Genomic DNA, 14,711 nt, shown 5'->3' with positions numbered 1-14,711 from the left:
CCTCGGGCGGCGCAGGCGGCTAGTCAGCTGATGGGCAGCCGGGGGAACTTGCGCTCCTTGTCCGCCTTGGCCTTGGCAGCCTCGGCCTGCTCGACCTTGGCCACGGCCGCGTACTGGTCGACGTACTCTTGCTCGGACAGGGACAGGATCGCGTACATGATCTCGTCGGTCACCGCGCGCAGGATCGCCTTCTCGTTCTCCATGCCGGCGTAGCGGGAGAAGTCGAGGGGCTCGCCGAAGCGGATCGTCACCGGGTGGATGTTCGGGATGATCTTGCCGGGCGGCTGCGCCTCGAACGTGCCGATCATCGCGCACGGGATGACCGGGACCTGGGCCTTGAGCGCCATCACCGCGACCCCGACCTTGCCCTTGTAGAGCCGGCCGTCGTGCGAGCGGGTGCCCTCCGGGTAGATGCCGAGGAGTTCGTTCTTGCTCAGGACGCCGAGCCCCTCGCGGATCGCGGCCTGGCCCGCCTCCTTGCCGGTGCGGTCGACCGGGATCTGGCCGGCGCTGCGGAAGAAGGCCGCGGTCAGGCGTCCCTTGAGGCCCGGCCCCGTGAAGTACTCCTTCTTCGCGAGGAAGGTGATGCGGCGCTTGAGCATCGCCGGCATCAGGAAGTGGTCCGAGAACGACAGGTGGTTGCCGGCGACGATGGCCGCGCCCGTGGCCGGTACGTGCTCGAGGCCCTCTATTCGAGGCCGGAAGACCAGTCTCAGGAGAGGTCCCAACAACACGTATTTGAGGACGTAGTAGAACAAAGGGGCGCTCCTCACTCGGGGGGATCAGCTCGGGCCGCCGCGTTCTGGCAGGTCAACCAGCGTGCCGTGGGGCTGTCAGTGTAGGCGCAGGGTTGACGGGCCGGAACCGGGCAGGGACGGACGGATGCCGACCCATGGCGATTTTCCTGACTGGGTGTCAGGAAGCCGATGGGCGGCGGTGCTTGCGGGTGGGGAGAACCGCCGGACCAGCCTGGTGTCACGGCTCGGTGTGCGGCAACCGGATGGCTTGGTTTGGCGTGATCACGGCCACGGGCTGGCAGGCGGTCGGTCCTTGCGGGGAGCCGTCGGGTCTGCTCGTCCATCACAGCCGCACGATGATCAGTGCCGTGTCGTCGGTCGCGCCGCCGGGTGGCAGCAGCTCCAGCAGGACGGAGTCGGCGAGGGGCTCGGGGTCGGCGGTGCGATGGCGGACGAGTGCCTGCGCGAGCCGGGCGAGGCCCGTGTCGATGTCCTCGCGGCGGCGCTCGATCAGGCCGTCCGTGTACAGCGCGAGCGTGGCGCCGTCGGCGAACGTGGTGGCGGCCTGCGGTCTCGGGATCGGGTCGGGGCGGGCGTCCAGGGGCGTGTCGGTGGCCTGGTCGAGGAACTCCACCCCGCCGTCGGCGTGGACCAGCACCGGCGGCGGATGGCCCGCGCTGCTGTAGGTGATGGTGCGGGCGTCGAAGTCGATGAACGTGGTGACCGCGGTGGCCGATTCCGCGCCGTCGACCACATGGGCGTACCGCCCGAGCACGTCGAGCGCCTGGGCCGGGCCGTCGGCCACCCGGGAGGACGCGCTCAGGGCGCTGCGCAGCTGGCCCATGACGCCGGCCGCCGCGAGGCCGTGGCCGACCACGTCGCCCACCGACACGCCGATCCGGTTGCCGCCCACCAGGTCGACCAGGTCGTACCAGTCGCCGCACACGTTCAGCGCGCCGACCGCGGGCCGGTAGCGCACCGCCGCCCGGTGGTTGCCCACCTGCCGCCGGGCGGGCAGCATCGCCTCCTGCAGCGCCAGGGCCACCTCGCGCTCGCGGGCGTGGGCCTGCCGCAGCCGGTCGTTGAGCTCCTGCAGCTCGCGGGCGCGCGTGTACAGCTCGGCCTCCAGCACCCGCGCCCGGCTGTCACCGCCCGAGCCGCCCCGCAGCCGGATGAGTTCGGTGACCTCCTCCACCCGGTGCAGAACGAACGCCACCTTGCCGTCGGGGCCGGGCACGGGCGCGTTGATCGGGCTCCAGTAGCGCTCCTCCCAGTGGCCGGGGCTCAGGGGGTCCTCGACGTCGTAGCGCTGCAGTGCCATCGTGTCGCGCTCGCCGGTGGCCACCACGCGCAGCATCGACGCCCGGACGTCCCGCATGCCGGTCGCCGCCGGATCGTTGGGATTCTCGGGGAAGACATCGAAGATGTACCGGCCCACCAGCTGCTCGCGGGTGCGCCCGGACAGGCGCTGGAAGTCTTCGTTGGCGTCGGCGTAGAGCAGCTCCGGGGTCAGCAGCGCCACCATTCCGGGCAGCGCCTGGAACACCGCCTCGTAGTCGATCGCCGTCTCATCCATGGGGCTCCCGCCTCACCACCGGGACCTGACCAGTTTCCCACGCTGTGCAGCGTATGTACCGATGTACTACATCTGGTCCGGTTCGGCAGGTCAGGGCGGTGGATCCGTCAGGGACTGCTCGGCCCAGATGATCTTCCCCTCGGGCACGAAGCGGGTGCCCCACTGCTGGGTGAACTGGGAGACCAACAGCAGCCCGCGCCCGCCCTCGTCCGTGGTCCGCGGATGGCGCAGGTGCGGGGCGGTGGCACCGCCGTCGTAGACCTCGCAGAACAGCGCGCGCTCCCGGATCAGACGCAGTCGGATGGGCCCGGCGGCGTACCGGATGGCGTTGGTGACCAGCTCGCTCACGACCAGTTCCGTCGTGAAGGCCAGTTCCTCCAGACCCCACTCCGTCAGCTGCCGGGCGGCCGTCTTGCGGGCGTCAGCGACCGCGGCCGGGTCGGCGGGGAGGTCCCAGTCGGCCACCTGCTCGGTGCCGAGGAGCCGGGTGCGGGCCATCAGCAGGGCCACGTCGTCGTACGGCCGGTCCGGGACCAGCGCGTCGACCACGGTCCGGCACTGCACGTCCAGCGAGGCCGCGGCCTGCTCCAGCGCCCGCCGCAGCCGGACCCGGTCGGCGTCCACGGCCCAGGTCTCCCCGCCGGCCAGCAGCCCGTCGGTGTGCAGGGCGAGCGTGCTGCCCGCCGCCAGGGCCAGCTCCACCGACTCGAAGGGGGGACCGCCGACACCGAGCGGCGGGCCCTGCGGCAGGTCGACGAAGGTGACGGTGCCGTCGGGCATGATCACCGCGGGCGCCGGATGGCCCGCGGCCGCCATGGTGCACGTCCCGTCGACCGGGTCGTAGACGACGTACACGCACCCGGCCCCCACGTTCTGGGCCTCGGCGGCCTCCTCCCCGTCCGTTTCGACGCCCTCCTCGCGTGCCGACCGCGCGACCAGGTCGTCCAGATGGGCCAGCACCTCGTCGGGCGGCAGATCCAGCGCGGCGAGCGTCCGTACGGCGGTCCGCAGCCGCCCCATCGCCGCCGCGGCGCCGATGCCGTGCCCGGGCACCTCGCCCACCACCAGGGCGACACGGGCGCCCGACAGCGGGATGACGTCGTACCAGTCCCCGCCGAGGCCGGTCAGCTCGTCGGCCGGCCGGTAGCAGGCGGCCACCGCCACCGCGTCCTGCTCGGGCAGCCGGTGCGGCAGCAGGCTGCGCTGCAGGACCAGGGCGGCGTCGCGCTCGCGGGTGTAACGCCGGGCGTTGTCGACACAGACGGCGGCGCGCGAGACGAGGTCCTCGGCAAGGTTCAGGTCGTCCTCCTCGAACGCCTCCTGGCGGTGGCGCCGGAAGAAGGTGGTGACGCCCAGGGTGACGCCCCGTGCGCGGATCGGCACGATCATCACGCTGTGCAGGCCCAGTTCCAGGAAGATGGCGGCCTGCCCGCCACGCGCGTGCTTGGCCCATGCCTCGCCGAGCGGATCGAGTTTCGCCTCGCGCCAGGACTTGCCCGTCCTCAGACAGCGGATCGGAGGCGACTGCGCCGGATAGGCGACCACCTCGCCGATGTCGACGACGGTCACCGGCACGCTCCCGTTGACCGACCGGTATCCCGCCCGGCGCAGCGGCACCGGTTCGGTGTCGCTCAGCGGTCCGGGCGCGGGCTCGCCACCCCGTAGCACCGACTCCAACAGGTCCACGGTGACGAGGTCGGCCAGCCCCGGTACGGCCACGTCCGCCAGCTCCTGCGCGGTGCGCGTGATGTCGAGCGTGCGGCCGATGCGCTCGCCGGCCCGGTCGAGCAGGGCCAGGCGCTGCCGGGCGCGGTGCCGTTCGGAGATGTCCTCGACCGTGTAGTACACGCCGGTGGGGTGGCCGTGGCCGTCGTCGAGCCGGGTGAACGACATCATGTGCGCGGTCTCGCGCAGGGGGGCGGAGCGGGCGTGGCCGACGTGCTCGTAGCCGACGATCGGTTCGCCGGTCGTCAGGACGTGGCGCATCTGGGCCTCGATGGACTGGGAGTCCAGGCCGGGCTGGATGTCCGCCAGCCGCATGCCGAGCCGGTGGGGCGGCAGGCCGCCGCCGAACTGGGCGAGGGCCGGATTCGACCAGACGTAGCGCAGCTCGGTGTCGACGATCGCTATGCCGACGGGGGAGCGGGAGACCATCTGCTGCAGGGTGTCGCGGCTCATGTCCCAGCCGTGTGCGTCGCCGAGGTCGGACAGGAGCACGAGCCAGCGCGAGGGGCCCTGCGTGTCGAGGGCCGGCGTGATCCGCACCATCAGCCTGATGGGCGCGCCGTCCCTGTGCAGCGCCGTGAGCAGCCCCGCCCAGCCGCCCTCGGCCCGGCACCGTTCGATCAGCTCCGGGACCCGGCCGGCGTCCTCGGCGCTGAACAGCTCGCCGACGTGCCGGCCGACCGCCTCGGAGGCCGCGTACGCCAGCAGCCGCTGGGCGTCCCTGGTCCACCCCGTCACCAGGCCCTGCGCGTCGAGCAGCAAAGGCGCGGCGTCCGCCACGTCGAACCCCTGCCCGGCAACGCCCTGCTCCTCGTGTGTGCCCACGGCCGACCTCTCTGTCGCTGAGAGCGGTCTACCACCTCTTGTCCCCATCTTCACCCTTCCGGGCAACGCCGCCTCTTTGTGGGAGCCGGGCGGGGTGCGGAGCAGGACGGACAAGGCGGTCGGCTGTTTGTTCGGGACGACTGCGACCATGTGTCGCGTGCATGCTGATGATCAGGTGGGGGACGGTGTCCCGGCGGACCTCGCGGCGCTGCTGCGCGAGGTCGACGACCGTCCGGTGAGGATCTCCGCGTCCGCGTGCGGTGACTGCGGTGGGCGTACCTTCTTCGTTCACTTCGACGAGGTCGAGGGCGGTGTACGGCGTGACTGCGGCGCGTGCGGCGGGCGGGCGTTCATCGCGGACAGCGCGGAGTACTGGGAGGAGGCCGAGCCGTGTGTGGCCGAGTGCCCGTGCGGATGCGACGAGTTCGAAGTCGCCGTGGCGTTCTCGCTCACGGGCGACGGATCGGTCCGCTGGGTGACGGTGGGCCTGCGGTGTCAGCAGGACGGCACGGTCGCGGTCTGCGCCGACTGGAAGATCAGCTACGGACCGACGGACCACCTGTTGACCATGACCTAGGTGTGTCGCGGACCTGGGTGTCCCGCGAACCTCGGGGCGGGCTGCGGCCAGGGGCCAGGCAGGACCGGCGGGCCAGGCACGCCAGGCCAATCGGCCGGGACCGCCGGCAGCCCGGCCCCGATGGTTCGGAAGCCGGGCCGCCGGGTGGGGCGGGTTACGCCAGGACCTTCTGCAGCGCCTCCAGCGCAGCCTCCAGCTCCTCCGACGTGATCGTCAGCGGCGGGGCCAGGCGGATGGTGGAGCCGTGCGTGTCCTTGACCAGGACTCCCTCGCGAAGCAGGCGTTCGCCGATCTCGCGGCCCGTGCCGACCTCCGGGTCGATGTCGACGCCCGCCCACAGGCCCCGCGCGCGGAAGCCGACGACGCCCTTCCCGAGCAGGGCCGACAGACCGCCTCGCAGGACCACGCCCAGCTCGGCGGCGCGGCGCTGGAACTCGCCCGTCTCCAGGAGCTCGACCACCGCGGTGCCGACCGCCGCGGACAGCGGGTTGCCGCCGAAGGTCGACCCGTGCTCGCCCGGCCGCAGGACGCCGAGGACATCGCGGCGGGCCACCACCGCCGACACCGGGACGATGCCGCCGCCCAGGGCCTTGCCGAGGAGCAGCATGTCCGGGACGACACCCTCGTGCTCCACGGCGAGCGTACGGCCCGTGCGGCCGAGCCCCGACTGGATCTCGTCCGCGATGAACAGGCAGCCCTTGCGGCGGGTCAGCTCGCGCACCCCGGCGAGATAGCCGTTGTCGGGGATGACGACGCCCGCCTCGCCCTGGATCGGCTCCAGCAGCACCGCCGCGGTCGTCTCGTCGACCGCCGCCTCCAGCGCGGCCAGGTCGTTGTACGGCACGATCCGGAAGCCAGGAGTGAAGGGGCCGAAGCCCTGCCGTGCCGTCTCGTCCGTGGAGAACGACACGATCGTCGTCGTACGGCCGTGGAAGTTCTCCGCGGCGACCACGATCGTCGCCTTGTCCGCCGGGACGCCCTTCACCTCGTACGCCCACTTGCGGGCCACCTTGATGCCGGACTCCACGGCCTCGGCGCCCGTGTTCATCGGCAGCACCATGTCCAGGCCCGTCAGCGCCGCCAGCCGCTCGGCGAACTCGGCGAGGCGGTCGTTGTGGAACGCGCGGGAGGTCAGGGTCAGGCGGTCCAGCTGGCGGTGCGCCGCCTCGATCAGCGCCGGGTGGCGGTGGCCGAAGTTCAGCGCCGAGTAACCGGCCAGCATGTCGAGGTACCGGCGGCCCTCCACGTCCTCCACCCAGGTGCCCTCGGCACGGGCGACGACCACGGGCAGCGGGTGGTAGTTGTGCGCGACGACCGGCTCCTCGGCGCGGATCAGGTCGGCGGACGAGCGGGTGGTGACGGGAGCGGTCATCAGCGGATCTCCTGCGTGCAGCACTTGATGCCGCCGCCGGCCTTGCGGAATTCCGACAGGTCGACGGGGACGGGGACATAGCCGCGGTCGGCGAGGGCGGAGGCGAGGGCCTCGGCCTGCGGTGCGATGAAGACGTTGCGTCCGTCGGACACGGAGTTCAGCCCGAACGCCAGCGCGTCGTCACGGGTCGCCAGCACCGCGTCCGGGTACAGCCGGGCGAGCACCTCGCGGCTGCCCGGCGAGAACGCCTCCGGGTAGTACGCGACGTTGTCGTCGTCGAGCACGAACAGCGCCGTGTCCAGGTGGTAGAAGCGCGGGTCGGTCAGCGTCAGGCTGATCACCGGATGGCCGAAGAACTCCTGCACCTCGCGATGCGCCTCGCGGGTGGTGCGGAACCCGGTGCCGGCCAGGACATACCGGCCCGTCCAGACCAGGTCGCCCTCGCCCTCGCACACGGACTCGGGGCGGTACACGTCGTAGCCCGCCGTCTTGAACCAGGTGTCGTAGTGCGTGGACTCGGGGCGCCGCTCCGGCGCGTGGAAGAGGGAGCCGAAGACACGGCCGTCCACGACGACCGCCGAGTTCGCCGCGAAGACCATGTCGGGCAGGCCCGGGGCGGGCTCGACCGCGTCGACCGTGTGGCCGTGGTCCCGGTAGGCGCGGATCAGTGTCTGCCACTGCTCGCGGGCCAGGTCGACGTCGACGGGGGCGTCGGGGTGCATCCAGGGGTTGATCGCGTACTGCACGGCGAAGTGTCTGGGTTCGCAGACGAGATACCGCCGCCGGCGCGGCACACGGGTGTCGGTCACAGAGGGTTTCCTCCGCTTCCTGCGAGTGTCGACTGAGGGTTGACACAAAGGTAGGAAGCGCCGAACAGGAGCGACAAGGAAGAAATATTGCGTGTCCGCGCAGGAATGCTGCGAAATTTTCCGCAGGGACGCAGCGTTGCTGCGCGCTCCGGGGTTTACTCCGGCGCGGGCTGAGTCGCGCCCGCCTCGGGGCTCTCCGGCAGCAGATGGGACAGCACCATCACACTGATCGTCTTCCTGATGAACGGCTCGACACGGATCCGCTCCAGCACTTCCTCGAAGTGCTCCACGTCCCGCGCCCGCACATGCAACAGCGCGTCCGCGCCCCCGGTCACCGTCATGGCCGCGGTGATCTCCGGATGGTTGCGGACCACCTCCGCGAGCCGCCGTGGCGGGGCCGCGCCCTCGCAGTACACCTCGACGTACGCCTCCGTGCGCCAGCCCAGCGCCGACGGCTTGACCGTGGCCGTGAACCCGGTGATCACGCCCGTCTCCCGCAGCCGGTCCACGCGCCGCTTGACCGCCGTCGAGGACAGCCCGACGGCCGCGCCGATCTCGGCGAAGCTCGTCCGGGAGTTCGCCATCAGCGCGGTGATGATCTTCCGGTCGAGCTCGTCGAACGGCGTGGGCCTGCTCTCCATGGCGGCACTGTATCCAGCGGGAACGTCACACATGGGCACGTGTGCAGGCGTACGAATTGCTCCTACACTCCGGGTTCATGCTGCGTGCCCTGGCTGTCGACGACGAACGCCCCTCGCTGGAGGAGCTCCTCTACCTCCTCAACGCCGATCCCCGTATCGGCACCGCGGAGGGCGCCGGCGACGCGACCGAGGCGCTGCGCCGGATCAACCGCGCCCTGGAGTCGGGGCCGGGCGGGCCCGAGGCGATCGACGTCGTCTTCCTCGACATCCATATGCCCGGCCTGGACGGCCTCGACCTGGCCCGGCTGCTCACCGGCTTCGCCAGCCCGCCGCTCGTCGTCTTCGTCACCGCCCACGAGGACTTCGCCGTCCAGGCCTTCGACCTCAAGGCCGTCGACTACGTCCTCAAGCCGGTGCGCAAGGAACGCCTGGCGGAGGCCGTCCGCCGCGCCGTCGAGCTCAGGGGCGCCGCCCCCCGAATACCCGTGAGCGAGCCCGACCCCGACCACATCCCGGTCGAGCTCGGCGGGGTGACCCGCTTCGTCTCCGTCGACGACATCACCCACGTCGAGGCCCAGGGCGACTACGCCCGTCTGCACACCGACAAGGGCAGCCACCTCGTCCGCATCCCCCTGTCGACCCTGGAGGAGCGCTGGCGCTCCCGCGGCTTCGTCCGCATCCACCGCCGCCATCTCGTCGCCCTGCGCCACATCGGCGAACTCCGCCTGGACGCGGGCACCGTCAGCGTCATGGTCGGCACCGAGGAGCTCCAGGTCAGCCGCCGGCACGCGCGCGAGCTGCGGGACCTGCTCATGAGGAGGCCGTGACCATGCCCCAGAACCCCGCCGACCGCCGCGTCGTCGTCACCGGGCCGCCCCGGCGGACCCGCCGGGTCTCCGGCTACTACCGCCCGCGCACCGAGATCGACGAGCAGACGACACTGGGCCACACCTACGTACGGTCGCTGATGCGCACCCAACTGCGCGCCGCCCTCGCGGTGTTCGCCGTCCTCGGCCTGCTCGTCGGCCCCCTGCCCCTGCTCTTCGCCGCGATGCCGGACGCCCGCCACCTCGAATGGGCGGTCCTGGGCTTCGGCCTCTACGCCCCGCTGGTCCTGCTGGCCCGCTGGTTCGTGCGCCGCGCCGAGCGCAACGAACGGGACTTCGTACGCCTCGTCGAAGACCGCTGAGCCGAGAAACAGAGCCCGGAAACCGAGACGAGGAACCGATACGGCCGTGAACTCCAGCTACGCCGTCCCCGCCGTCGCCCTCGTCGTCCTGGCCACCGTCCTCGTCGGCGCCTTCGGCCTGCGCATCTCCCGCACCACCTCCGACTTCTACGTCGCCTCCCGCACCGTCGGCCCCCGCCTCAACGCGGCCGCGATCAGCGGCGAGTACCTCTCCGCCGCCTCCTTCCTCGGCATCGCCGGCCTGGTTCTCGTCCAGGGCCCGGACATGCTCTGGTACCCGGTCGGCTACACCGCCGGATACCTCGTCCTGCTGCTGTTCGTCGCCGCCCCACTGCGCCGCTCCGGCGCCTACACCCTCCCCGACTTCGCCGAGGCCCGCCTCTCCTCCCAGGCCGTACGGCGACTCGCGGGCGCCTTCGTCGTCGGCACCGGCTGGCTGTATCTGCTGCCCCAGCTCCAGGGCGCCGGGCTGACGCTGACCGTGCTGACGGGGGCGCCCGACTCGCTGGGCGGAGTCATCGTCGCGGTCGTCGTGGTCGCCATCGTCGCCGCCGGCGGCATGCGCAGCATCACCTTCGTGCAGGCCTTCCAGTACTGGCTCAAACTCACCGCCCTGCTCGTCCCCGCCCTCTTCCTGGTCCTCGCCTGGCAGGGCGACGGCGCCCCCCGCCGCGCCTTCGACGAACCGGCCACCTTCCGCGAACACAGCGTCGTCCGCGTCGACGACACCCTCGACCTGAAGCTCGACCGGCCGCTGACCGTCACGGTGAGCGGCACGATCGACGGCCGCGGCCACGACGAGAAGGAGCTCCGGCTCCCGGCGGGCACGCACCGCATCGAGGGCGGCACCCGCCTCACCTTCGCCCAGGGCGCCGAGGTCCCCGAACCCGACCACCGGGCGGGCGGCAGCCTGTCGCCGTCGCAGGCCGAGAGCCGCGGCGAACGCCCGCTGTACGCCACGTACGGACTGATCCTCGCCACCTTCCTCGGCACCATGGGCCTGCCGCACGTCGTCGTCCGCTTCTACACCAGCCCGCACGGCGTCGCCGCCCGCCGCACCACCGTCGCCGTGCTCGGCCTGATCGGCGCCTTCTACCTGCTGCCGCCGGTCTACGGCGCCCTCGGCCGCCTCTACGCCCCCGAACTCACCCTCACCGGCCACGCGGACGCGGCCGTACTCCTGCTCCCCGAGCGCATGATCGGCGGCCTCGGCGGCGACCTGCTCGGCGCGCTGGTCGCCGGGGGCGCCTTCGCCGCGTTCCTGTCCACGGCGTCGGGCCTGACCATGGCCGTCGCCGGCGTCCTCACCCAGGACGTCCTCCCGTCGCGCGGCGTACGGCACTTCCGGCTCGGCACCGTCCTCGCCATGGCCGTCCCGCTCGCCGCGAGCGTCCTGGTCGGCGGGCTCCCGGTCGCCGACGCGGTGGGCCTCGCCTTCGCCGTGTCGGCGTCCTCCTTCTGCCCGCTGCTCGTCCTCGGCATCTGGTGGCGGCGGCTGACCCCGCCCGGCGCGGCCGCCGGGATGCTGGTGGGCGGCGGCTCCGCGCTGCTCGCCGTCGCGGCGACCATGGCCGGCTTCCCCGGCTCCGGGGCGCTGCACGCGCTGCTGGCCTGGCCCGCGCTCTGGTCGGTGCCGCTGGGCTTCCTCACCATGGTGCTGGTGTCCCTGGCCACCCCGGGACGGGTGCCGCCCGGGACGGCGGCGATCCTGGCGCGCTTCCATCTGCCGGAGGAACTGCGGGCGGAGGTGAAGGCATGAGGCATCTCAGCGTCGGCATCGGGCATCTCATCGCCGGACGGCGCGAGGCGGTGACGGCATGAGCGGATTCATCGCGGGCCTGTGCGTGGCCATCCTCCCGCTGCTCGCCGCCGGATTCTGGCTCGGCCGGCGCACCACCCGCCCCCAGAGCCTCGGCGGCCTCGGCACGCCCGTCGAGCACGCCACCTTCGAGACCCTGCACACCGCCTCCCTCGCCGCACCCCCGCTGCGAGCGGGCCTCACCGAGGAGACCGCCCGCAAGTCGGCACGCAGACTGCGCTCACTCCTCGGCACCGACGCGCTGTGCCTGACCGACCAGAAGGACGTCCTGGTCTGGGACGGGGTCGGCGGCCATCACCGTACGGAGATCATGCAACTCCTCGCCGGACCGCTGGAGTCGGGCCGCGGCGAGGCCTTCCCGCTGGCCTGCGAGATCCCCGACTGCCCGGTGCGCTGGGCGGTCGTCGCCCCGCTCACCGTCGACGACCGGGTCCACGGCGCCCTCGTCGCCTGCGCGCCCCGTGAGTCGGCGGTGCTCGTGCGGGCGGCCGGAGAAGTGGCCCGCTGGGTCTCCGTGCAACTGGAGCTGGCCGACCTCGACCAGTCCCGCACCCGCCTGATCGAGGCCGAGATCAAGGCGCTGCGGGCGCAGATCTCCCCGCACTTCATCTTCAACTCGCTCGCGGTGATCGCCTCCTTCGTCCGCACCGACCCCGAGCGCGCCCGCGAACTGCTCCTGGAATTCGCCGACTTCACCCGCTACTCCTTCCGCAGGCACGGCGACTTCACCACCCTCGCCGACGAACTCCACGCCATCGACCACTACTTGGCCCTGGTCCGGGCCCGCTTCGGCGACCGCCTCTCGGTCACCCTGCAGATCGCCCCCGAGGTCCTCCCGGTCGCCCTGCCCTTCCTCTGCCTGCAGCCGCTCGTCGAGAACGCCGTCAAGCACGGCCTGGAGGGCAAGGCGGGGTCCGCCGCGGACAAGAGCCACATCAGCATCACGGCACAGGACGCCGGCGCCGAGGCCCTCGTCGTGATCGAGGACGACGGCGCCGGCATGGACCCGGTCCTGCTGCGCCGCATCCTCGCCGGCGAGGTCAGCCCCTCCGGCGGCATCGGGCTGTCCAACGTCGACGACCGGCTCCGTCAGGTGTACGGCGACGACTACGGCCTCGTCATCGAGACCGCCGTGGGAGCGGGCATGAAGATCACCGCCCGGCTGCCGAAGTACCAGCCGGGCGTGCACTCCGCCGGGCGGCTCACCCGGGAGTGAGAGCCTGCGTCGCGCGCCCGGCCGGGGACGCGACACAGGCTCTGCGGCTCAGGTGCCGCGGCTGACGACCATCCCCAGCGTGATCAGCCCCAGCACCACCCACCCGAACCACAGCCAGCCATTGCTCCCGAGCGCCACCGTGTAGGCCGTCACCACGACGAGGCCACCGACGGTGATCACCCCCATCGCTTTCGTAGAACCGTCCGCAGAACCGGGCATCGCGACACCCTCCTAAGGTTCGTCCCCCTCCATGGTGCCCCCGTTCTGCTTCCGGACGGTGCACACGACAAAATGTGTGCCGCTCTTCCAAGCCCCCTCGCTCGTCCAGGAACCGGCCGCGTAGACGGAAGGGTCGAAGCCGTAGTCGCGCGGCGGCACCTCCCGGGCGCACGCCGCGTCCGACTCGGTGCGTGCCTCGGTCAGCGTCACGTCGGCGCCCAATCGGGTGAAGCCGAGCACCTGCTCGTCGTGCGGCTCGTCGCAGGACGCCAGGCGGGCCTCCCGGCGGGAGCGGACGTCCAGACAGTCCCGCCGCTGCATGGTCGCCGTGTCGGCGAAGGCCGCGCCGGTCCTGCGATGCTCGCCGAGCGGCCCGTACACCGGCCCGTTCGCGCCCAGCACCAGGCAGGCGGTGCGCCGCCCGGCCGCCTCGAACCCCGCCTGCGTCGGTACGACGGCGAAGCTGCGGACGTCCGCGAGCCGGCCGCGGATCTCCTGCGTCCGCTCCTCGCACGCCGCCGGCCCCTCCGCACGCGCCTCGGCGGCGGACGCGGCCGCGACGAACGCCATCACCTGACCGTCGGGTGCCTTCCGCCCGCAACTGGGATCCAGCGTCAGCCGGGGCGTGCCCTGGAACGCGGCCGCGCCGGGCCAGTCGGCGAGCACACAGTCACCGTTCTTCAGCGGACCGCCGAGCCCGACGGCGTCGCCGTACGGCCGCTTCGTCCCGCCGGTCTCCCCCTGCTGGGCCATGGCGTACCAGACACCGGCCCCCGCGAGCGCCATCCCGAGGAGGCCGCCGAGGACCGCGTGCAGGATGCGCGGCCGGGTGCGGCGCCGCTCACCTGGCCCGGGACCGAAAGCCTGCCATCCGCCGGGCCGCCCTGCCGCGGAGCTCGAGTCTGGAACGTACGGCCCGGACGGAGGACTGAATCCCTGTGCGGTGCCTGGATGCGCCCAGGGCGGAGGGCCGAAGCCGGCGGCGTCGGGCCGATCGGTCGTGGGATGGTGCCCGAGGGCCGCGGCGTCGGGTGTGGGGCCGGGTGGCGGCGCCCCACCCCAGTGCGGCTGCGAACCGAGGTCGGTCTGGGTCCGCGCGTACGCGTCGGCCTCCGGCGTGACGATCCGCGACAGTGCCGCCTCCGCCTGAGCCGCGGTCATCCGCCGCGCCGGATCCTTCTCCAGCAGCGCCCGCACGACGGGCCCCAGCGCACCGGCCCGCGCGGCCGGCCGTGGGTCCTCCATGACCACCGCGGTGAGCTCCGCCAGATGCGACTCCCGTTCGAAGGGCCCCCGGCCCTCGACACCGTAGTGCAGCGTGCAGCCGAGCGAGAACAGATCGGTGGCCGGCGTCGGCGCCCCGCCCGTGACCCGCTCCGGCGCCAGATAGCCCGCCGTACCCACCAGCACCGAGGCCAGCGTGTACCGCGTCTCCCCGGCGTCCGGCTGCACCGAGATGCCGTAGTCGGTGAGCAGCACGCGGCCGTGCGGCGCCCCCGCGCGGTCCGGTGCCAGCAGGATGTTCGCCGGTTTCACGTCCCGGTGCATGACGCCCCGCTCGTGCCCGGCGGTCAGCGCGTCGAGCACGGCGAGCCCGATGCGGGCGCACTCCGCGGGCGCCAGAGGCCCGCGCTGATCGACCAGGTCACGCAGGTTGACGGCACCTGCCACGTACTCCATGACGATCCACGGCAGCCCCTCGTGCTCCAGCACGTCGTGCACGGTAACCACATGCGGATGCCCGCGCAGCCCCGCCGCGTGCCGGGCCTCGGCGCGGGCGCGGGCCACCCGGGCCTCACGCTCGTCGGCCTCGGCCGGGTCCCGGAACACGATCTCCTTGAGCGCGACCTCACAGGCGAGTTCGCGGTCGTCGGCGAGCCAGACATGGCCCATACCGCCGCTGCCGAGCCGGTTCAGCAGCAGATAACGGCCGGCGATGACCCGGCCCACTCCCGACGTCGATGATCCTGAAGGCATCCGGTGACTCCCGGGTTCTGCGGGGGCGC

13 protein-coding genes are annotated in these 14,711 nt (G+C 72.5%); 5 read left to right on the top strand and 8 right to left on the bottom strand.

Translation table 11 applies throughout. The annotated features are described in order from the left end of the window. Positions 1-23: 23 nt before the first annotated feature. The 3 genes from IF78_RS0129525 to IF78_RS0129515 all read right to left on the bottom strand — a co-directional run bounded on the left by IF78_RS0129525 (position 24) and on the right by IF78_RS0129515 (position 4,863). Positions 24-758: a lysophospholipid acyltransferase family protein gene (locus tag IF78_RS0129525; protein ID WP_031485919.1), complete on the bottom strand. Its 735-nt coding sequence runs from the start codon at positions 756-758 to the stop codon at positions 24-26. Between the two features lie 322 nt (positions 759-1,080). Then, entirely contained in the window at positions 1,081-2,313 is a 1,233-nt protein-coding gene (locus tag IF78_RS0129520) for a PP2C family protein-serine/threonine phosphatase (RefSeq protein WP_031485918.1), read from the bottom strand. A gap of 90 nt (positions 2,314-2,403) precedes the next feature. Next, positions 2,404-4,863 carry a SpoIIE family protein phosphatase gene (locus IF78_RS0129515; protein ID WP_031485917.1) on the bottom strand — a complete coding sequence of 820 codons (2,460 nt, stop codon included), beginning with the start codon at positions 4,861-4,863 and terminating at the stop codon, positions 2,404-2,406. Between the two features lie 157 nt (positions 4,864-5,020). On the opposite strand from IF78_RS0129515, the gene IF78_RS0129510 reads away from it, so the two are divergent. Then, positions 5,021-5,440, top strand: coding sequence for a hypothetical protein (locus tag IF78_RS0129510; protein ID WP_031485916.1), 420 nt, complete (start codon positions 5,021-5,023; stop codon positions 5,438-5,440). Between the two features lie 154 nt (positions 5,441-5,594). Here IF78_RS0129510 and rocD read toward each other — a convergent pair whose 3' ends face one another. The 3 genes from rocD to IF78_RS0129495 form a co-directional block, all read right to left on the bottom strand. Continuing rightward, positions 5,595-6,812, bottom strand: coding sequence for an ornithine--oxo-acid transaminase (gene rocD, locus IF78_RS0129505; protein WP_031485915.1), 1,218 nt, complete (start codon positions 6,810-6,812; stop codon positions 5,595-5,597). Then, on the bottom strand, positions 6,812-7,621 hold the full coding sequence (gene ddaH / locus IF78_RS0129500; RefSeq protein ID WP_031485914.1) for a dimethylargininase: 810 nt from the start codon (positions 7,619-7,621) through the stop codon (positions 6,812-6,814). Before ddaH ends, rocD begins: the two co-directional genes overlap by 1 nt. A 155-nt stretch (positions 7,622-7,776) precedes the next feature. Then, complete coding sequence (locus IF78_RS0129495; RefSeq protein ID WP_031485913.1) at positions 7,777-8,262, bottom strand: Lrp/AsnC family transcriptional regulator; 486 nt, start codon at positions 8,260-8,262, stop codon at positions 7,777-7,779. Between the two features lie 77 nt (positions 8,263-8,339). Here IF78_RS0129495 and IF78_RS0129490 point away from each other — a divergent pair, with 77 nt between their 5' ends. Genes IF78_RS0129490 through IF78_RS0129475 form a run of 4 tightly spaced genes read left to right on the top strand, consistent with a single transcriptional unit; the run spans position 8,340 to position 12,486 of the window. Beyond that, positions 8,340-9,089, top strand: coding sequence for a LytR/AlgR family response regulator transcription factor (locus IF78_RS0129490; RefSeq protein ID WP_031485912.1), 750 nt, complete (start codon positions 8,340-8,342; stop codon positions 9,087-9,089). A gap of 2 nt (positions 9,090-9,091) precedes the next feature. Next, entirely contained in the window at positions 9,092-9,451 is a 360-nt protein-coding gene (locus IF78_RS0129485) for a hypothetical protein (RefSeq protein ID WP_031485911.1), read from the top strand. 46 nt (positions 9,452-9,497) lie between these two features. After that, positions 9,498-11,210: a sodium/solute symporter gene (locus IF78_RS0129480; protein WP_031485910.1), complete on the top strand. Its 1,713-nt coding sequence runs from the start codon at positions 9,498-9,500 to the stop codon at positions 11,208-11,210. Positions 11,211-11,268: 58 nt separating this feature from the next. After that, positions 11,269-12,486 carry a sensor histidine kinase gene (locus tag IF78_RS0129475; protein WP_031485909.1) on the top strand — a complete coding sequence of 406 codons (1,218 nt, stop codon included), beginning with the start codon at positions 11,269-11,271 and terminating at the stop codon, positions 12,484-12,486. Positions 12,487-12,534: 48 nt separating this feature from the next. Here the strand turns inward: IF78_RS0129475 and IF78_RS47875 are convergent, their stop codons facing one another. Both IF78_RS47875 and IF78_RS0129465 read right to left on the bottom strand, forming a co-directional pair. Then, positions 12,535-12,672 (bottom strand): hypothetical protein, encoded by a 138-nt coding sequence (locus tag IF78_RS47875; protein ID WP_209439680.1) that lies wholly within the window; start codon positions 12,670-12,672, stop codon positions 12,535-12,537. Between the two features lie 45 nt (positions 12,673-12,717). Beyond that, positions 12,718-14,682 carry a serine/threonine-protein kinase gene (locus tag IF78_RS0129465; protein WP_031485905.1) on the bottom strand — a complete coding sequence of 655 codons (1,965 nt, stop codon included), beginning with the start codon at positions 14,680-14,682 and terminating at the stop codon, positions 12,718-12,720. Between the last annotated feature and the right edge of the window lie 29 nt (positions 14,683-14,711).

The organism is Streptomyces bicolor (assembly GCF_000719285.1).
In the GTDB taxonomy this organism is placed as follows: domain Bacteria; phylum Actinomycetota; class Actinomycetes; order Streptomycetales; family Streptomycetaceae; genus Streptomyces; species Streptomyces bicolor.
Note: the sequence above shows the minus strand (reverse complement) of the source record. Positions and strands in the feature narration are given on the sequence as shown.